19 protein-coding genes, 1 other RNA gene and 1 other annotated feature are annotated in these 18,962 nt (G+C 32.9%); of the genes, 4 read left to right on the top strand and 16 right to left on the bottom strand.

Annotated features, from left to right (window positions below; genetic code table 11):
- Positions 1 to 2: 2 nt before the first annotated feature.
- The 12 genes from dnaX to dnaA all read right to left on the bottom strand — a co-directional run bounded on the left by dnaX (position 3) and on the right by dnaA (position 13,873).
- Positions 3 to 1,916: a DNA polymerase III subunit gamma/tau gene (gene dnaX, locus ACLRVU_RS03860; protein WP_412890778.1), complete on the bottom strand. Its 1,914-nt coding sequence runs from the start codon at positions 1,914 to 1,916 to the stop codon at positions 3 to 5.
- 49 nt (positions 1,917 to 1,965) lie between these two features.
- The gene (locus tag ACLRVU_RS03855) at positions 1,966 to 2,418 is read right to left on the bottom strand and encodes a nucleoside deaminase (protein ID WP_412096594.1); all 453 of its coding nucleotides are present in this window, start codon (positions 2,416 to 2,418) and stop codon (positions 1,966 to 1,968) included.
- A gap of 14 nt (positions 2,419 to 2,432) precedes the next feature.
- An RNA gene (gene ffs / locus ACLRVU_RS03850) (signal recognition particle sRNA small type) lies at positions 2,433 to 2,530 on the bottom strand.
- Between the two features lie 95 nt (positions 2,531 to 2,625).
- Positions 2,626 to 3,909, bottom strand: coding sequence for a serine--tRNA ligase (gene serS / locus ACLRVU_RS03845; protein WP_412890777.1), 1,284 nt, complete (start codon positions 3,907 to 3,909; stop codon positions 2,626 to 2,628).
- Positions 3,910 to 3,946: 37 nt separating this feature from the next.
- Positions 3,947 to 4,150, bottom strand: a binding site (T-box leader).
- A 58-nt stretch (positions 4,151 to 4,208) separates the two neighbouring features.
- The gene (locus ACLRVU_RS03840; protein ID WP_412890776.1) at positions 4,209 to 4,709 is read right to left on the bottom strand and encodes an NUDIX hydrolase; all 501 of its coding nucleotides are present in this window, start codon (positions 4,707 to 4,709) and stop codon (positions 4,209 to 4,211) included.
- 125 nt (positions 4,710 to 4,834) lie between these two features.
- Complete coding sequence (locus ACLRVU_RS03835) at positions 4,835 to 5,230, bottom strand: NUDIX hydrolase (protein WP_412890775.1); 396 nt, start codon at positions 5,228 to 5,230, stop codon at positions 4,835 to 4,837.
- A gap of 115 nt (positions 5,231 to 5,345) precedes the next feature.
- Positions 5,346 to 7,814: a DNA gyrase subunit A gene (gyrA, locus tag ACLRVU_RS03830; RefSeq protein ID WP_412890774.1), complete on the bottom strand. Its 2,469-nt coding sequence runs from the start codon at positions 7,812 to 7,814 to the stop codon at positions 5,346 to 5,348.
- Between the two features lie 14 nt (positions 7,815 to 7,828).
- Complete coding sequence (gyrB, locus tag ACLRVU_RS03825; RefSeq protein WP_412890773.1) at positions 7,829 to 9,760, bottom strand: DNA topoisomerase (ATP-hydrolyzing) subunit B; 1,932 nt, start codon at positions 9,758 to 9,760, stop codon at positions 7,829 to 7,831.
- A gap of 3 nt (positions 9,761 to 9,763) precedes the next feature.
- Positions 9,764 to 10,867, bottom strand: a complete 1,104-nt coding sequence (recF, locus tag ACLRVU_RS03820; RefSeq protein WP_412890772.1) for a DNA replication/repair protein RecF — start codon at positions 10,865 to 10,867, stop codon at positions 9,764 to 9,766.
- Positions 10,867 to 11,073, bottom strand: a complete 207-nt coding sequence (locus tag ACLRVU_RS03815; RefSeq protein ID WP_412097020.1) for an RNA-binding S4 domain-containing protein — start codon at positions 11,071 to 11,073, stop codon at positions 10,867 to 10,869. The genes recF and ACLRVU_RS03815 overlap by 1 nt, the downstream gene beginning before the upstream one ends.
- 199 nt (positions 11,074 to 11,272) lie before the next feature.
- Positions 11,273 to 12,385 (bottom strand): DNA polymerase III subunit beta, encoded by a 1,113-nt coding sequence (gene dnaN, locus ACLRVU_RS03810; protein ID WP_412890771.1) that lies wholly within the window; start codon positions 12,383 to 12,385, stop codon positions 11,273 to 11,275.
- 156 nt (positions 12,386 to 12,541) lie between these two features.
- Positions 12,542 to 13,873 (bottom strand): chromosomal replication initiator protein DnaA, encoded by a 1,332-nt coding sequence (gene dnaA, locus ACLRVU_RS03805; protein ID WP_147549903.1) that lies wholly within the window; start codon positions 13,871 to 13,873, stop codon positions 12,542 to 12,544.
- Between the two features lie 472 nt (positions 13,874 to 14,345).
- On the opposite strand from dnaA, the gene rpmH reads away from it, so the two are divergent.
- The 4 genes from rpmH to ACLRVU_RS03785 are packed head-to-tail and all read left to right on the top strand — an operon-like array spanning position 14,346 to position 16,371.
- Positions 14,346 to 14,480, top strand: a complete 135-nt coding sequence (gene rpmH, locus ACLRVU_RS03800; protein ID WP_041140299.1) for a 50S ribosomal protein L34 — start codon at positions 14,346 to 14,348, stop codon at positions 14,478 to 14,480.
- Positions 14,481 to 14,518: 38 nt separating this feature from the next.
- Positions 14,519 to 14,851, top strand: coding sequence for a ribonuclease P protein component (gene rnpA, locus ACLRVU_RS03795; protein WP_412890770.1), 333 nt, complete (start codon positions 14,519 to 14,521; stop codon positions 14,849 to 14,851).
- A gap of 8 nt (positions 14,852 to 14,859) precedes the next feature.
- Entirely contained in the window at positions 14,860 to 15,741 is an 882-nt protein-coding gene (locus ACLRVU_RS03790) for a YidC/Oxa1 family membrane protein insertase (RefSeq protein WP_147549908.1), read from the top strand.
- Between the two features lie 9 nt (positions 15,742 to 15,750).
- Entirely contained in the window at positions 15,751 to 16,371 is a 621-nt protein-coding gene (locus ACLRVU_RS03785) for a R3H domain-containing nucleic acid-binding protein (protein WP_147549911.1), read from the top strand.
- Positions 16,372 to 16,413: 42 nt separating this feature from the next.
- Here ACLRVU_RS03785 and ACLRVU_RS03780 read toward each other — a convergent pair whose 3' ends face one another.
- The 4 genes from ACLRVU_RS03780 to ACLRVU_RS03765 all read right to left on the bottom strand — a co-directional run.
- Complete coding sequence (locus tag ACLRVU_RS03780; protein WP_412890769.1) at positions 16,414 to 17,307, bottom strand: haloacid dehalogenase-like hydrolase; 894 nt, start codon at positions 17,305 to 17,307, stop codon at positions 16,414 to 16,416.
- A gap of 84 nt (positions 17,308 to 17,391) precedes the next feature.
- Positions 17,392 to 17,850, bottom strand: coding sequence for a hypothetical protein (locus ACLRVU_RS03775; protein ID WP_412890768.1), 459 nt, complete (start codon positions 17,848 to 17,850; stop codon positions 17,392 to 17,394).
- Positions 17,851 to 17,866: 16 nt separating this feature from the next.
- Entirely contained in the window at positions 17,867 to 18,325 is a 459-nt protein-coding gene (locus ACLRVU_RS03770) for a hypothetical protein (protein WP_412890767.1), read from the bottom strand.
- Positions 18,326 to 18,384: 59 nt separating this feature from the next.
- The coding region (locus tag ACLRVU_RS03765; protein WP_412890766.1) for a metallophosphoesterase family protein at positions 18,385 to 18,962 on the bottom strand (578 nt) is incomplete at its 5' end.

The following is an 18,962-nucleotide window of genomic DNA, read 5'->3' as shown; positions in this document are numbered from 1 at the left end:
TTTTATTCTCCTTTTATTTCGACTAAATCACCAAACAGCTTAACACCAAATGCTTCAGCTTCGCTTAATGTTTTCTCTTCTTCTTTCTTTTCAACAATATGGATATGACTCAGTTGAATCGGTTTTGGTTCCGGCAGCTGCTGATTTCGCTTTAATTCGATAAATCGATTTCGCATCACAGGCCATTCTTCTTTTAATACTGCAATAAACTCTAGTTCCAAGCCTAATATTTCCAATAAGAATTGTTTTAATTCTAAATAATAATTACCGTTGTTAATTTGATTGACCATCGGCTGAAATTCAAAAGCAATCACTAAACCATTGCTGCTGGCAGCAACAGGCTGCCCATCACATAACATAGAAGCCAGTTTCGCTGTATTTAAATTAAACTTATAGCGTTGAATCACATTCCACTTTTCCTGTATATCCATCAGCACCTTTTTATTGGCTTGTACTAAGATATTTAAAATATCATTAAAATCAACTTCTACATTATTTGTATTTATTTCTTCTTTAAACGAAAGTGTTTGTTCAATAGGTTTCGCAGTCTCATTTTTTAAGACCGGTTCCTCATTTATTAAAGAATCAATATCTTCTATTTTTTCAAATTTTATTGGTGCTTCGTTAAACATCGGTGTTTCTTCTTGAATTAGTTCATCAATTTCAACTATAGGTTCTTCTACTACTTCATTTTCAATATTCAAATCGATAGGTTCAGCTTTTACTTCTTCTGTCTTTTCAATAGTTGGTATTTTTTTTGTTTCTGATGTTTTTTCGATATTTGGTGATTTTATTACTTCTTGCTGAACAGTTTCAACTATGATTTTATTTTCTTCAGTCACCTTGTTTGCAATCTTCAGCATCGCTAATTCAAAATATAATTTAGCGTTGGAAGCAAATTTATACTGCTGATCAGCTTGAATTAAAATATCAATATATGTAAAGGTTTCTTCTGCTGTAATATAAGGAACAATTCTATCAATTTCTTCCTGTTTTAAAACAAAAAGACAGTCTGCATTCTGTGTGTTTTTATAAATAATTATATCTTTTAAAATATCAATTAAATCTGTCGTTAATCGTTTTACATCAATTCCTGTTTGAAACATTTCTTCAATACGTTTTAGTATCACAGGGATATCTTTATTCATCAGTGATTTTAGAAAAGATAATTTTTGAGCGGAGGAAACAATCCCATAAATTTCATTAATATCTTTTACAGTTAAATGACTTGAATAAGCAAGACATTGTTCTAAGATGCTCAATGCGTCACGCATCCCACCATCTGCCAAAGAAGCGACTAATTCTAATGCTTCTCTTTCACATTGAATATTTTCACCTTCCAAGACGGTTTCTAATCTTTCTACGATCGACTGGTCATTGATCTTACTAAAATCAAATCGCTGACAGCGTGAAATAATTGTCGGTAAGATTTTATGTGGCTCGGTCGTTGCCAAGACAAATACAACATGTGCCGGCGGTTCCTCCAAAGTTTTTAATAAAGCATTGAATGCCCCTGTAGACATCATGTGAACTTCATCAATGATATAAACTTTATACTTTCCTTCGATAGGTGCATATTTTACTTTTTCAATAAGATCACGAACTTCATCTACTCCATTGTTGCTTGCTGCATCAATTTCCACAATATCCGGATGAGTTCCGTTCATGATTGAAATACAGTTATCACATTCATCACAAGGGATGTTTTCTTTATTTTCACAAGTACAATTAATTGCTTTTGCTAATATTTTTGCAACGGTTGTTTTCCCCGTTCCGCGTGGTCCACAGAAAAGATAAGCATGAGCAATTTTATTTTGTTTCACTGCATTTTTCAATGTCTTTACAATGTGTTGCTGCCCAGCTAATTCTTCAAAATTTTGTGGTCTATAAGAACGATATAAAGCTTTATATGCCATAGACGCACCCCCTTGTTTGTATTATACAATATCTTTTAATTTTTATATATTATTTTCTTTTTTTCTTGAAATAATCTGTCATGATTTGAGAACATTGATTTTCTAATATACCGCCATAAAATATGGGGGTATGATTAATTTCTGTTTTTCTATATTGTAATAAAATAGATTCAAGACTAATAAAGCGATGATCTGCCGCCCCATAAACTACTTTTCTTAATCTGGCATTGATAATCGCCCCTGTACACATCATACAAGGTTCAAAAGTGACATACATATCACAATCTAATAAATAAGGTGAATTTAAAACCTGACATGCTTGCTGGATAGCTAATATTTCGGCATGTGCTGTGGCATCATGATGACTTTCTTTTAAATTATATGCTGAAGCAATTATTTTTCCGTTTTTAACGATAATTGCTCCTACCGGCACCTCATCTTTTTTATATGCAATTTTTGCTTTTTCCAGAGCTTCGCTCATATAGACTTGATCTATATTCATAATTCTTTCCTCTTTATAATTTAAAAGCCACTACACATAGATAGGGATTCTTAATGCTGCTACCTTCCGGTCCTGACATGGTTCGAATATTTCTATTGTAATGGCATAAATTATTATATCATTGAATTTATCTTCCGTCAATATATATTACTCCTTTTAAGAATACTATTAAAATGTTTCACGTGAAACAAAAAGAAGCAGGATCTCCTACTTCTTCGTTATCTTTTCTTCGCCACCCATATATGGCTGTAATGCTTTTGGAATATTAATACTTCCATCTTCATTCAAATTATTTTCTAAGAATGCAATTAACATACGAGGTGGAGCTACTACTGTATTGTTCAACGTATGAGCAAAATATTTTCCCTCTTTGCCATTAACACGAATTCCTAATCTTCTTGCTTGGGCATCTGTTAAATTTGAACAGCTGCCAACTTCAAAATATTTCTGCTGTCTTGGTGACCATGCTTCAACATCAATACTTTTACATTTTAAATCCGCTAAATCTCCTGAACAGCATTCTAACGTTCTTACAGGGACATCAAGGGATCTAAAGAAATCAACTGTGTTCTGATATAATTTTTCGAACCACATTTTGCTTTCATCTGGATGACATACGACAATCATTTCTTGTTTTTCAAATTGATGTATACGATAGATTCCTCTTTCTTCTATACCATGAGCTCCTTTTTCTTTTCTAAAACATGGAGAATATGATGTGTACGTATAAGGAAGCTTATTTTCATCAAGAATGGTATCAATAAATTTACCAATCATTGAATGTTCACTTGTACCAATTAAATACAGATCTTCTCCTTCAATCTTATACATCATCTCATCCATTTCATTGAAGCTCATAACTCCAGTGACTACATTGCTTCTAATCATATATGGTGGGATTACATAAGTAAATCCTCTATCAATCATAAAATCTCTCGCATAAGATAATATTGCTGAATGTAAACGTGCTACATCTCCCATTAAATAATAGAATCCATTTCCGGCAACCTTTCCGGCACTATCCATATCAATTCCATCTAATGCTTCCATAATTTCTGTATGATATGGAACATCAAATGGTTTCAATGCTGGTTCTCCAAATTTTTCAATTTCAACATTTTCACTATCGTCTTTTCCAATAGGAACAGTATCATCAATAAAGTTAGGAATCTGCATCATCAATTCTTTCAATTTTTTGCTTAATTCATCTTCTTTCACTTCCAACTGTGAAAGTTCATCTGCCATTTCATTTACTTTTTTCTTATTTTCTTCAGCTTTATCTTTTTCACCGTTTCTCATGAACTGTCCAATTTCCTTGCTTAAAGCATTTCTTTGGCTCCTAATTTCACTGGCTCTCGTTAAAGCGGCACGATAATCAATATCTAATTGTAAAGCTTCATCTACAATATGCAGTTTGTGATCTTGAAACTTCTTTTTCATGTTTTCTTTCACACGTTCAGGTTCTGCTCTTAAAATCGCTATATCTATCATAAATAAATCCTCCTTATATAAAATAAAAAACACCTCATCAAGGGACGAATACATCGTGGTGCCACCCTATTTCGTAAGCAATGCTTACCTTTCATTAGATAACGGCTAATACCGGAAATGATTACTTAATTCATCATCCCACTCCTAGGTTGATTTCTATAAAGATCATTACTATTTTGCACCGACCAATAGCTCTCTTTAAATGATTTCTTCATATACTTATCCTAATCTTCGATTTATTTGTATTATACTATAATATTTTTTACAAAACAACCCTTCTTTATACTTTCATTTTAAATTTATTTAAAGATATATTCTTTTGTCTCTTGATTAAATAAAGACCAAAGAACAGGGATAAATTGATTATAATTATACATATCTTCCAGTTCGTTTAAGTCAACTTGTGCTGCCGATACGGTTTCTCCTTTTTGTAATAGAATGTCATTTAAACAAAAATTATAATGTAAAATATAAGAATAATATATATTATTCCCAATAAACCTTTTATCAAATAATTGAAACTGTGATATATCTGCTTCTATTCCTGTTTCTTCCTGCAATTCTCTTTTTGCAGCTTCCAACTGATTTTCTCCAGCAATTACTGCACCTCCGGTACATTCCCAATATGAACCATAAAAATCTTTATTTGGATCACGCTGGGTAATCAATAACTTTTTGTTATAATTTACTGTCCATATAGTCACTATTAATTGATATTCTCCATCAAGCATTTTAATGCCACGATCACATATCTTTCCTGTTCTATTTTCATACTGATTATAAATATCGATTTGTTCCATTGTTTCCTCCAAATGTTTCACGTGAAACATTACTATTCAAATAGTTTCGTTTTCTTTACACGTTTCCATGCTTTTAAGACAAATTGATCTTGACTAACTAATTTTAGGAATTCTTCTTTTGTTACTTATTGGACAGCAACAATCTCCCCCTCTTGCAAACACACATCAGCAAGATCAAAGTTATAGCGGTATACGTATATATCATAAATAGACTGATCCATAAAAGTCCGACCTACCTTTTCAAGATCATTTTTATTCGCTTTTAATCCAGTTTCTTCATATAATTTTCGAACAGCTCCTTCAATGCTGGAATCACCCGCACTCATTGATCCTCCTGTGCATTTCCACAATAAACCAAATGGTTTATCCTTATCTCGCTGTGTAATCAAAATTTCATTTTTATCATTAATTGTCCATATTTCTACCACTAAATGATATTTTTCTTCTTGTAAAGGCAGACCTCTTATTCCTATTTCATTTAATTTATTTCCATTCTGATCATATAAATTCCATTTTCCCATTGGTTTCCTACCCTAATGTTTCACGTGAAACATTAATATAAATAAATTATATCATTTTTTAAATTATTGCAAAACAAAAAATACCTCGTAAGAATTTCTTACAAGGTATTTAATCTTATTCTTCTATTGTTTCTCCTTCATCCTCAGCTTCAGCTTTTTCAACAACTTCAACAGTTGAAACTTTAGATCCATCAGCAACTTTGATTAAACGAACTCCCTGAGTATTACGTCCGGCAGTTTTAACCTGATCCATTGGTAAACGAATAATAATACCTGCATCGGTTATGATCAAAAGATCTTCATCTCCATTAACAGCTCTTAATGAAACAATATTACCATTCTTTTCTGTGGCATTCAAAGTTTTAACCCCTTTACCGCCACGGTTAGATTTACGATATTCATCGATTGGAGACATTTTACCATATCCCTTTTCTGTGACTACCATGATATATTGTCCTTCTTTATCTGTTGTCATACCCACAACATAGCCGCCATCAGTATTAATACCTTTTACTCCGGAAGCAGTACGCCCCATTGGTCGTACTCCACTTTCATCGAAACGTACCAATTTACCATTAGAAGAAGCAATTAAAATTTCATCTTGTCCGCTTGTCATTTTAACTGTTACTAATTCATCATCTTCTTTCAATGTAATGGCAATTTTACCAGATTGACGAATATTTTCAAATTCTTCTACACTGACACGTTTTACTAATCCTTTTTTAGTAGCAAAGAATAAGTACCTTTCAGTAAAGTTTTCTTCTTTGAAATGTTCTCTTGAAATGCTGATCATAGATTTAATTGATTCATCTTTATCAAGATTCAATAGATTAATAACTGGTAATCCTTTAGCAGTACGTCCAAATTCAGGAATCTGATATCCTCTTAAACGATATACTTTACCAAAGTTTGTAAAGAATAACAGATCATCATGTGTTCCCATGTTAATCATTTGGTCAACCACATCGTCATTATTTGTTGCCATTCCTTTGATACCACGCCCTCCTCTATTTTGAGTTTTATAAGTATCTACCGGCTGACGTTTAACATAACCATTTGTTGTCAGTGAAATAATGATATCTTCTACTGGTATCAAGTCTTCATCTTCTAAGTCAAATGTTCCTTGAATAATTTCTGTTCTTCTTGGATCACTGTATTTATCTCTAACTTCTAATAATTCTGTTTCAATAATCGCAATAATTCTTTCAATATTATTTAGTATATCTTGTAAATCTGCAATCACTTCTAATAAATGCTGATATTCGTTTAAGATTTTTTCTCTTTCCAAACCGGCTAAACGCTGCAGCTGCATTTCACGAATAGCTTTCGCTTGTTTATCTGATAAACCAAATTCACTCATTAGGCGTCCTTGGATATCTTCAGTAGTTCTTGAACTGCGAATTAAATTAATAATTGCATCAATATTGTCTAAAGCAATCTTTAATCCTTCTAAGATATGCGCTCTTTCCTGCGCTTTTCTTAATTCAAATTGAGTCCTGCGGCGAATAACTTCTTCTTGATGTTCCAAATAGTTTGTGATAATGTCTTTGATTCCTAAAGTTTTAGGCTCATTGTTAACCAAAGCAATCATATTAACACCAAAAGTTGTTTGTAATGCTGTCAGTTTATATAACTGATTCAATAAGACCTCCGGCTGAACATCTTTTCTTAATTCAATAACAACACGGATTCCTTCACGGTTTGATTCATCACGCAGATCCGTAATCCCTTCGATTCTTTTTTCTCTTACATGTTCAGCAATTTTTTCAATCAGTCTTGCTTTATTAACCTGATAAGGCAATTCATTAACAATAATCGATTTTTTACCATTGCTGCTTTCAACAATATCTGTTTTAGCACGCATAATAACAAGACCGTTTCCTGTTTCATAAGCTTTTTTTATGGCAGATTTTCCTAAAATGTAAGCTCCGGTCGGAAAATCCGGTCCATGCAGATAGTCCTCCATCAATTCTGTAACGGTAATATCAGGATTTTTCGCAACTGCTAAAACTGCATCAATCGCTTCCCCTAAATTATGTGGGGGAATATTGGTTGCCATTCCAACTGCAATCCCGGTTGATCCATTAACAATTAGATTAGGAAATCTTGCTGGCAATACTTCTGGTTCTTGTTCTTCGCCATCATAGTTGGCGATAAAGTTAATCGTTTCTTTATTGATATCACGAACCATTTCCATAGATAATTTTGACATTCTTGCTTCGGTATAACGCTGAGCGGCAGCCCCATCTCCATCGATTGATCCAAAGTTACCATGTCCATCAACTAACATATAGCGATATGAGAAATCCTGTGCCATTCTGACTAAGGCATCATAGATAGAAGAGTCTCCATGAGGATGGTATTTCCCCATAACTTCCCCTACGATACGGGCAGACTTCTTATACGGTTTATCACAATAAGCACCTAATTCATTCATTCCGTATACGATACGTCTTTGTACTGGTTTTAACCCATCGCGAACATCGGGTAAAGCTCTAGCGACAATAACGGACATTGAGTATTCCAAGAATGAACGTTTCATTTCTTGTGTTAATTTAGTTTGCTTTATTCCTCTTTCTTCCATAATTGTTCCTTTCCTTATACATCAAGATTTGTTGCATACTTTGCATTTTCTTGAATGAATTCACGTCTAGGTTCCACTTTTTCCCCCATTAGCATATCAAATATTAGATCAGCTTCCATTGCATCATCTACAGTAATCTGCAATAAAACGCGGCGTTCAGGATCCATGGTTGTCTCCCAAAGCTGTTCGGCATCCATCTCTCCAAGACCTTTGTAACGCTGAATCGTATAACGGGCATTGGGTCCTAATTCTTCTTTTAAACGGTCAAGCTCGTCATCGCTATAACAATAATGTTCTTCTTTTCCCTGCTTTAACAGATATAAAGGAGGCTGAGCGGCATATACAAATCCCTGTTCTACAAGTGGACGTAAATAACGATACAAGAATGTCAGCATTAAAATACGAATATGTCCTCCATCGACATCGGCATCGGTCATGATAACAATTTTATGATAACGTAATTTTGAAACATCGAATTCATCTCCGATTCCGGTTCCAAATGCAGTGATCATTGAACGAATTTCAGCATTAGTCAATATTCTTTCCAATCTTGCCTTTTCAACGTTCAAAATTTTACCACGCAATGGCAAAATTGCCTGCGTATTACGATCACGTCCTAATTTTGCAGAACCCCCTGCTGAATCCCCTTCGACGATAAATACTTCTGAAATTGTTGGATCCTTTGATGTACAGTCTGCTAATTTACCGGGAAGTGAACTGACTTCCAAAGCACTTTTACGACGTGTCATTTCACGCGCACGTTTAGCTGCCATTCTCGCTCTTGAAGCAAGCAACGCTTTTTCTACTACGATCTTAGCCGTATCAGGATTTTCCAATAAGAATTTATCAAGTTCAGAAGATATAATATTGCTGGCAATACGACGCACTTCTGCATTACCTAACTTTGTTTTTGTCTGTCCTTCATACTGCGGATCAGGATGCTTTACAGAAATAATTGAAGTCAATCCCTCACGCACATCGTCTCCAGTTAAATTATCATCATCCTTCTTCATTAATCCCTTTGCTTTCGCATAGTTATTAATGCCTCTTGTTAAGGCTAAACGGAACCCTTCTTCATGAGTTCCACCTTCAATGGTGTTGATATTATTACAGAAAGAATAAATATTTGGTTGGTAGCCGTCATTATACTGCATCGCTACTTCTATTTGAATACCATCCTGCTCATCTTCCATATAAATAATATCATCATGAATCGGTGTTTTGTTTTTATTGATGAAAGCAACATATTCTTTAATTCCACCTTCATAATAATATACGGTTTTCTTTTCTTCATCTTGACGACGATCGATTAAAACAATTCTTAAACCTTTATTTAAGAAGGCCAATTGACGAATACGATCTCTTAAAGTTTCATAATCATAAGTAGTAGATTCTGTAAAAATAGTCGGGTCTGCTTTAAAAATAACTTCTGATCCGGTCTTATCTGTATCACCAATCATTTTTAAATCTTCTACTGCTTTTCCTCCGTTAGCAAACTTCTGATAATAAAGTTTGCCATCACGAGAATTATGAACGTACACTTCCAGCCACTCTGATAAAGCATTTACAACGCTGGCACCAACCCCATGCAATCCACCGGATACTTTATATCCGCCGCCGCCGAATTTACCTCCGGCATGTAAGACAGTAAAAATAGTTTCAACCGTTGATTTTCCGGTTTTCGCATGAATTCCGGTTGGCATCCCACGACCATTGTCCGTAATTTTTACAATATCGTCTTTTTCCAAAATAACATTGATCTCAGTACAATACCCGGCTAATGCTTCATCGATTGCATTATCGACGATTTCCCAAACCAAATGGTGAAGCCCTCTTGTAGATGTAGATCCGATATACATTCCCGGACGTTTACGTACAGCTTCTAATCCTTCTAAGACTTGAATGTCCGATTCATCATAGCTATGTTCTACTTTTTCTTCGCTCATCTATTACTCCTCCTTCAATTTTCCTTCTTCTATTACAAATACACTGGCATTCCTTAATATTTTTTGATCAATATCATCCAGTGAAGTAGTGGTGATAAAAGTCTGAATTTTCTGATTCAAGAGATTTAACAGCATCCCTTTTCGAGATTCATCCAGTTCTGATAACACATCATCCAATAGTAAAACCGGATATTCTCCGATTTCAATGCGTATTAATTCCAGCAACGCAATTTTAATAGCTAACACGATTGTTCGCTGCTGTCCTTGTGAAGCATAATCAAAAGCATCATGATCATTTATAAATATTTTCATGTCATCTTTATGAATGCCATCCTGCGTCATTGTATAACGAATATCACGTTCGATATTTCTTTCATATCGTTTCAATATTGCTTCATACAAGGTATCGAAATCAAGAGCGATAAACGACTTATACTTAAAACGAATATGCTCATGATTGTTTGCTATCTTTTGGTAAACGACTTCTGAAAGAGCCGTTAATTGATTAATGAAATTCAATCTTTTCTTAATAATATCTACCTGCAGTGCGGCTAACTGTTCATTTAGAACTTCTAAATAAGGATCACTTTTACTATTTCTTTCCTTCATCAGCTTTAGAAATTTATTTCTTTCTTTAAGCAAACGATTATATTTTGATAAGTTAAATAAATAAATGGGTGATACCTTGCTTAATTCTAAATCAATAAAACGGCGTCTTTGACCAGGACCTCCCTTGACTAAAAACAGATCATCCGGTGTAAATACAACCACATTTAAATAGCCAACAAATTCACTGGTTTTCATAATATCATTGCCATTAACCTTTGCTCGCTTATTTTGATCATTCAAGATAACTTCCAAGTCTAAATTTCGATGATTGGCTTGAATGGTTCCCTGAATCCTTGCAAATGGCTGATCAAATTGAATCATCTGCTTGGTAATATGCGTGCGAAATGAACGGCAAAGAGATAAAACATAAAAACTTTCAATGAGATTTGTTTTACCTTGAGCATTTTTTCCAATAAAAATATTAATATCATGATCAAAATTTAAATGGAAAGAATCAAAATTACGAAAATGTGTTAATGAAATAGAATTAATTTTCATTATTCAACCATAAAAGATTGATGGTTAAATTCAACTTTATCTCCGGAGCGCAATTTTCTTCCGCGGCGACAGTCGGTTTCCCCATTGACTTTTACTAATCCATCTTGCACAACGATTTTTGCTTCCACACCGCTGCTTACAAGAGAAGCTAATTTCAAAGCTTGACCTAAAGTAATGTATTCATCTCTTATTTTAATGGTTTTCATATTATCCCTCTTTTAATTTCATAATAAGCCAAAGGTATTATATCACATATGTAATAAAAAATCATCATTTTTTGCCGATATAAGGATTTTAAACAAAATTGATACTTAAGTATAAAAATGATGAAAAAGCACGTATAAATGAAAAAAAGTGCTTAATAAGCACTCGTTAAGATAAATTAGGCATAAAAGTGAATCCAGATTAATATGTTCTTACTGGAAGCACAAGCTGAATGATTGATAAATCAGATTTATTCTTTACAACAAATGGTTTCATCTGACCGGTAAAGAAGATAGTGATCTTATTAGAACCAATCGCTCTGACAGCATCTGTTAAATATTTAGCGCTAAATGAAATATTTAAAGGTTCTCCTTCATAGATTGCACTTGTGAGATGTTCTTCAACAGATCCGATTTCCTGAGATGAAGATGAAATTGTTACATTTTCTTTATCCATCGTTAATTTAACAATATTGGCACTTTCACTGGTTAATAGTGATGCTCTGTCAATCGCAGACAATAATTCACGACTATCTGCATTTAATTCATAGTCATAAGACGTTGGAATTAAACGAGAAGTATCAGGGAATGTTCCATCAATTAAACGTGTTTGAATAAAAACATTATCTAAGACGAATAAAATCTTACGATCCGTAATATAAATATCAATGACTTCATCTTTTTCGATGATCTTAGAGATTTCATTTAGACTTTTACCGGGTATTGTAATATTAAAAACTAAGTTATCTTCAACATCGATATATTTTTTGGCTAAGCGATAGCTGTCTGTTGCTGTGCATTCAATAGTATCTACAGAAGATTTAAAGTTAACTCCGGTTAATGTCGGACGAGCTTCTTTATCACTGGTAGCAAAAATGGTTTGATCAATCACGTTCTTTAATAAAACAGAATTAATTTTAAAGTTTTCTCCTGTTTTGTTTAAATCTATTTTTGGATAATCAATTGATTTAATTCCGTTTAGATTAAATTCACTGTTATCTCCTGTAATTTTTGTTAATGAACCGTCAATAATATCAAATGTAACAAATTCAGAATCAATCTTTCTGATGATTTCAGAAATAAAACGTGATGATAGGACAACTGCTCCCTCTTTAACGATTTCTAAAATATTTTCTTTTTCTTCAATAATAGTTTGAATCGTAATATCTGAATCACTACCTGTAAGTATTAATCGACCATCTATGATTTCAAATTTAATTCCGGTTAATACAGGTAATGGACTTTTACTGGAAACCGCTTTTGATACTTTAGATAAAGCATTAAGTAATTCAATTCTTTGTATTCTAAATTGCATCTTTTTTCTCCTCTTTTATATATTTATTTTATATATAAGTCTTTAAATAATAATAATAAGGACTGTGAATAATGTGAATAACTCAAATTATTATCATTTTATCAACTTAAATGATAAATTTTTAGTGTGAATAAAATGTTGATAAAGGTGTGTAAACTAAATTAATATTTTTTTAAGTTCTGAGATCGCAATTTGATAATTTTGATCTGTTTTTTTATTTTCTTCTACTTTATCGCAGGCCTTCATTACTGTTGAATGATCGCGTCCGCCAAATGCTTCACCTATTGATACAAATGAGGCATCTAATAGATCACGAATCAAAAACATTGCCATGTGTCTCGCTAAAGCAATATTAGCCGTTCTTGATTTAGAAATTAATTGCGTCGGCGTTAAGTTATAAAAGTTAGCGACTGTTTTTATAATAGTCTCAGTAGTTAACTGGTCTTTAACTTGATGCACCTGAATATCATCTCTAAATGATTTCAAAGCAAATTTCATATCAATATGATCTACTTTTTCTAAGATAGATTCAAAGATCAAGCGATTAAGTGTCCCCTCTAATTCACGAACATCTTTAGCGAAGTTACTTGCCATATAGCTTAATACTTCTTCATCGATCATATTTGAATTAAAGCTTTGCAGTTCAATCTTTTTTTTCAAGATCGCTAGTGCGGTTTCAAATTCAGGAGTATCAATCCCTACACGCATCCCATAAGAGAAACGGCTGATTAAACGATTTTCTAAGCCATCTAATTCCTGCGGCAAACGGTCACTGGTAATGACAATCTGCTTATTATTGTTTGTCATATTATTAAAGATATGGAAAAATATTTCATTTGATTTTTCTTTCCCAACTAAAAATTGGATGTCATCAATCAACAATAGATCCATAAGCCGGTACTTTTCTTGAAAATAATCAATATTACCGGTTTTAATGCTATCTACATATTCATTAACAAAATCAACCGCAGATAAATATAAGATTTTATATTCGGGATGATATTTTTTGACTTGATTTCCAACAGAATTAATTAAATGTGTTTTTCCTAATCCGGAATTTCCATATATAAATAAGGGATTATATACACTTTTTCCCGGAGATTCACTGACAGCAACGCAGGCAGAATGGGCAATTTTATTCGAGCTTCCGACAACGAATGAATCAAATGTGAAGTTTTCAATTAAACGATCTTCAAAAACAATTTCAGGTTTTTTATCTTCTTCCTGTTCATTATTCATTAATTCTCGTTCATTAATAAATTGAATCGTATAGTTTCCTTCTACAATTCGATTTAATATCTCTTCAATCTCAGTTTTATAGTTTTTTGCCATCATAATATAAAGATCTGAGCTGGTTGTAATCAATGCAATATTGTTTTGTAAAGAAATAAGCGATAGATCACGGAAAATGATAAAAGCTTTATCATCATTTAATGTAATTTTAAAGCTTTCTAGGACTTGTTCCCAAATTTTATCTAAAGAATCCATTTTTTCACCTTCCTTTCTATATTTCTACATTTATAAGTATAATAAAATGTGAATAAAAAATAAAGCAAGAAATCTATTCACATTACTTTTCCACATACTTATTCACATTAAAAAGTATTGATTATATAGGTAAAATATAAGTTTTCCACAAATTTGCATTATTTTAAATGTGAACAACTTTTAATTCACATGTGAACAAATGTGAGTAATGTGGAAAACTATGTCCTGTTTTTAGTTATTCATAGAGTTATTCACAATAAAAAGTATTGAGTTTACAATAATTTTTTTAGTTTTCCACAGATGTGAATAACTCTATTATGAAAAATTGTGTCTTTGTGAATAACTAAAAAGTAGTGAAAAATAGAAGATAATTTTTACTATTTAATTGACTTATTGAATAATATCGTATAAAATGAATGGGCATATGTTATTGTGTATAAAAAGAATATTTTAAAAATCGGAGGTGCAATATATGAAAAGAACATATCAACCAAATAAAAGAAAACATCAAAAAACTCACGGTTTCAGAGCTAGAATGGCTACTGTTGGTGGTAAAAGAGTGCTTGCTCGTCGCCGTCAAAGAGGAAGAAAAGTATTATCAGCTTAATTAAAAAATCCACATTTATGTGGTTTTTTTTCTAAAAAATGAAAAAAGTATATCGAGTTAAGCGCAACGAAGATTTTCAGACAATTATTAAAAAAAAGAATAGTGTTGTTTCCAAACAATTTGTAGTATACTTTAAGAGTAACGAATTTGATCATAGTCGAGTCGGCATTTCAGTAAGTAAAAAATTGGGAAATGCCGTGATTCGAAACAAGATTAAACGTCAAGTCAGAAGTATGGTAGATGCTATTTTTGATATGAATGAGGCAGTAGATTACGTGATAATTGTTCGAAATCAATATTTATACAAGACATTTGACGAAAATAAGCAAGATTTGATGAAATTAAAAAAGAAAACATTATCGAATCGATAGGAGGAAACATGAACTCAAGAAACAAAAAAATACTTAAAGTTTTATCTTTAGTATTTATATTAGTAGTTCTGACCGGATGTACGCAAAACTTAGATGCTAATAACCAATTACTTCCAGGTCGTGCTATCACAAGTGATACACCATGGAGCATACAAGCAGGAATTTTCGATTTCTTATTTGTATTTCCAATCGCTAAATTTATCTTGTTTGTAGAACCTTTTATGGGGGTTGCATTAGGGGTTATCTTAGCAACAGTTATTATTAACTTAATAACTTTACCGTTAATGATTAAATCTCAGATCTCTGCTCAAAAAATGCAGTTGATTCAACCTAAACAAGAAGCAATTCAGAAAAAATATAAAGGACGAAGTGATAAGGCAAGTCAAATGAGAATGTCTGCAGAACTTCAGGCTTTATATAAGAAGAACAATATTAGTATGGGGGCTTCATTCCTACCGTTCTTATCGTTCCCTATCATGATTGCGATGTGGCAGGCAGTACAGCGTATAGAAATTTTATACAGTTACAATTTCTTAGGCTTCAATCTTGGTGAAACACCGATGTCGCATATTTCTGAATGGCCATACATTGTGCTTGTTGTTATATTAGGAATTACTCAATATTTCTCAGTTGAAATCAATCAGATTTTAATGAAGAAACAAAAAGGATATCGTCCTAATGCGGCAATGAAATCAATGAAATACATGAATATCTTCATGATCGTTATGATCGTATACATGTCATTAGTAATGGCTTCAGCAATGTCAATTTATTGGATCACAACATCAGTGATTGCTATTTTAAGAGCGTTATATATCCATTATAATCACACGACTAAAATAGAAGATGATACACCAAGAACTTATTTAGACAAAAAAAATAAAAAGTAGGTGTTCATTATGATTAAAACATATACCGGAAAAACTTTAGAAGAAGCAATGAACAGTGCATGCAGTGATTTAAACTGCATGCAGTCTGATCTTGTTTATGAGGTCACTTTTGAAAAAAAAGGTTTATTTTCAAAGAAAGTAGAAATTAAAGCTTACTGTTTAAATACAGTGATTGAATTTGTAAGAAACTATTTGTTTACAATCTTTACTGATATGGAATTATCATTGATTGAAATTGAAATGAGTTTTGAAAATGATCGTATTAAAGCAAATCTAAATACAGATCACAATCCTTTATTTATCGGTAAAGCCGGAGCAATTTTAAGAGCGATTAATGTAATCGTTAAAAATGCCGTTCAAAATACTTTCAAGAAACGTTATGAAGTAGATGTTGATATTAATCATTATAAAGCGGATCGATATGAGAAAGTTGAAAAGATGGCAAAGCGTTTTGCCAGAAGTGTTCAAAAATCACATGTGGATATGAAATTAGATCCATTGCCGGCAGATGAAAGAAAAGTGATGCATCAGGTCATTTCTCAAATGAACTATGTAAGAACACAAAGTGTTGGTGAAGGAAGAGATCGTTGCTTAACGATCATCTATGATGAAAACAAGAAAGTAAAATAAGCTTAGCTGGAATTATCCAACTAAGCTTTTTCTTTTTATATATTATCGTTTAATAGATTGAGCCATTTTGAAATAAGTATGACGTCTGCCTCTGATTGCGATAGATAAGGTCATAATATTTTCTGGAATAGCGACACCAGACCATCCGGCATCTCCGATATGTTGAATATCAGCTCCGGCACGTTTATTGATTAGGGCGATTTCTCTGATTGTATCGACATCAGCACCTTCTTGGCTGGTTCCGATTGCGGTTAAAGAAAGAGCTCCTTTTTCTTTGATTAAACGGCAGGCATCTGCTACTTCTTTTTCACTAAGACCTTGAACTGTATCAATGGCAGGCATTAAGATCACATCAGCTCCGGCATCAATGAATTCTTCAATGCTTTTTAAATCTACAACAGGTTCATTTACTCCGGCTGCATGCATTTTCCCGGCAATGATTAATCCGGTAAAGTTTTCCTTAGCTACTTTAATCGCTTCAGCGATCGCTTTATTAGTAACTCCGGTACCAGGATTTCCTGTTAAACAGATAAAGTTACATCCCAATTTTTCGGCTGCGATAAATGTTTCTTTGACTGCCTGACGTCCCTTTGAAATTTCAATTCTTGATTCCATCATGTCCGCATTCACATCAACAGGCTCCAAGTTACATCCCACAACACGTCCGATTAATTCTTTTAATAATTTAACCGGTTCATCTGTTTCAGGAAGTCCTCCAATTTGTGGATTTAAAGCATCAAATCCATTTAATAAGATCATGTCTGATCCAAAAGCCGCTGCTACTTCAGCATTTGTAATACCTCCTAATAATGGAGATGTTGCAACTACGGTTTCAGTAATAACAGTTCTGCCTTCACTTGCCATGATTGCCTGTTTCAATTCTTTCCCGTTCATGTTCAGCATTTCACTTGCTTGACAGCTAAGTAATCTTTTCATTTACTTTGTCCTCCTATAATAGTATTTTTTGATTACAACTATTATTGTAGTTTCTAAACGAAGAATTTTCAACATGTAATCTTGCTAATTTAATCGAGCATAATATTTTTGCTTGTTTTCTTCTGTTTCCCCTACCAAGACATCAGGATTCTTTTCTTTAATAATATCTAAAACAGTATTAAATGAACGCATAATCTTTTTTCCGGTTCCCGATGAATTCATAATCTTGTAATTCTTACCATCTGCTGTATAAACAAGCATTGTCAATCCAAAAGTACGGGAAGTAAGTAATTGCTGTTTAAAAATATACACCCATAATATATCTTCATATGCAATAATGCGTTTGATCCCAGCTTTGGTATAGATGTAATGATCAGTACAGCGACAGTCCGGACAATCATAAATTTCTTTATCTGAAGAAGTGTTGGCAAAGCGATATTTTACATCATGAGTTAACTTATTTTTTTGATAATGGCGAACATACAAATATTTAATAAAAACAATTAACAAAATAATTCCGAAAAAAGCAAGTAAATATAACATAATAATCTCCTCTTTTTCATTCATGATATTTTACTTTTTGTTTGTATCGTCTCAAATCTTCTTCACTGTTGCCAATGATACAGCCGGGATTCTTTTCTTTGATAATTTCAAGAAAAATTTCAAAATCTCTGTAATCTTCATTTGCCCCATACATCACTTTATACTCTGTTCCATTTCTACTGTACGCTTTTATCATACGTCCAACATCTTTAGAGGCAATAAAATTATGTTGATAAGGACATATCCATAATACATCTTCATAGCAAAGCACAGCTTTTTTTCCAGTCTTGATAATTAAATAATGCTCAGTACAGCGGCAATCCTTGCAGTCAAATAATAGAGTATCTTCTGGTGTCTTGTAATACTGATAGCGGCTGTCTGTTTTTATTATGCGCATTTGCTTGTATCGCCCCCATAAATAATAAAGAACACACAAAGCAATAATACTTCCAAAAAATATTAATAATTTATCCATTCAGATCATCCTTTCCATTAATAAAGGATACTCTATCTTATGATTTTATCTTAAATTTGCTAGGGTAAAGGGGAAATATCCAATAATTCAGCGGCTTTGGCAAAATCCTCTTCTGTTGGTCGCTCATGTCCCGCAATCTCAATCGCTTTTAACAATAAAGCCAAGACTTCATTAACGCCCGTTTCTAAATTTTTAAAACCAGCCGCAGCCCAATAAAAACAATCTTCATAATATTTTGAATCAATCATACGCTGCTGTTCTAAGGTATAATCATAAGCAATGTATTTTTGAGTAGGCATCCATTCATATTCATTCCATTCTAACAATAAATATTGAGCGCGATTATCCCCAATCACACTGCTTCCAACAGATCCGGGATTCATAATCATTCGATCTTCCTGCTTCAAAATAAAAGGAGTGTGAGTATGTCCAACAATCAAAAGCTTTTCTTCAAATTTTTCAAACCAATTAGATAGTTCCGGATCATCTTTATAAAGTCCCTGATAACAGTTCTCTGGTGAACCATGAGCAATTAAAATAGGATCAGCACCTTCTAACTCAATTCTTTGAGTTAAAGGCATTGTTTTCATAAATTCAATATCGATCGGTCTTAAATGTTTGCATGTATGATATAATG

This window comes from Beduini sp. (assembly GCF_047239305.1).
Taxonomy (GTDB): Bacteria; Bacillota_I; Bacilli_A; order Erysipelotrichales; family Coprobacillaceae; genus Beduini.
The sequence above is the reverse complement of the archived record's forward strand: the minus strand, read 5'-3'. Positions and strand labels throughout refer to the sequence as shown.

Coding starts and splice junctions, on each gene's coding strand:
- dnaX (WP_412890778.1), bottom strand. CDS start 1,916: ATGGCATATAAAGCTTTATATCGTTCTTATAGACCACAAAATTTTGAA.
- ACLRVU_RS03855 (WP_412096594.1), bottom strand. CDS start 2,418: ATGAATATAGATCAAGTCTATATGAGCGAAGCTCTGGAAAAAGCAAAA.
- serS (WP_412890777.1), bottom strand. CDS start 3,909: ATGATAGATATAGCGATTTTAAGAGCAGAACCTGAACGTGTGAAAGAA.
- ACLRVU_RS03840 (WP_412890776.1), bottom strand. CDS start 4,709: ATGGAACAAATCGATATTTATAATCAGTATGAAAATAGAACAGGAAAG.
- ACLRVU_RS03835 (WP_412890775.1), bottom strand. CDS start 5,230: ATGGGAAAATGGAATTTATATGATCAGAATGGAAATAAATTAAATGAA.
- gyrA (WP_412890774.1), bottom strand. CDS start 7,814: ATGGAAGAAAGAGGAATAAAGCAAACTAAATTAACACAAGAAATGAAA.
- gyrB (WP_412890773.1), bottom strand. CDS start 9,760: ATGAGCGAAGAAAAAGTAGAACATAGCTATGATGAATCGGACATTCAA.
- recF (WP_412890772.1), bottom strand. CDS start 10,867: ATGAAAATTAATTCTATTTCATTAACACATTTTCGTAATTTTGATTCT.
- ACLRVU_RS03815 (WP_412097020.1), bottom strand. CDS start 11,073: ATGAAAACCATTAAAATAAGAGATGAATACATTACTTTAGGTCAAGCT.
- dnaN (WP_412890771.1), bottom strand. CDS start 12,385: ATGCAATTTAGAATACAAAGAATTGAATTACTTAATGCTTTATCTAAA.
- dnaA (WP_147549903.1), bottom strand. CDS start 13,873: ATGGATTCTTTAGATAAAATTTGGGAACAAGTCCTAGAAAGCTTTAAA.
- rpmH (WP_041140299.1), top strand. CDS start 14,346: ATGAAAAGAACATATCAACCAAATAAAAGAAAACATCAAAAAACTCAC.
- rnpA (WP_412890770.1), top strand. CDS start 14,519: ATGAAAAAAGTATATCGAGTTAAGCGCAACGAAGATTTTCAGACAATT.
- ACLRVU_RS03790 (WP_147549908.1), top strand. CDS start 14,860: ATGAACTCAAGAAACAAAAAAATACTTAAAGTTTTATCTTTAGTATTT.
- ACLRVU_RS03785 (WP_147549911.1), top strand. CDS start 15,751: ATGATTAAAACATATACCGGAAAAACTTTAGAAGAAGCAATGAACAGT.
- ACLRVU_RS03780 (WP_412890769.1), bottom strand. CDS start 17,307: ATGAAAAGATTACTTAGCTGTCAAGCAAGTGAAATGCTGAACATGAAC.
- ACLRVU_RS03775 (WP_412890768.1), bottom strand. CDS start 17,850: ATGTTATATTTACTTGCTTTTTTCGGAATTATTTTGTTAATTGTTTTT.
- ACLRVU_RS03770 (WP_412890767.1), bottom strand. CDS start 18,325: ATGGATAAATTATTAATATTTTTTGGAAGTATTATTGCTTTGTGTGTT.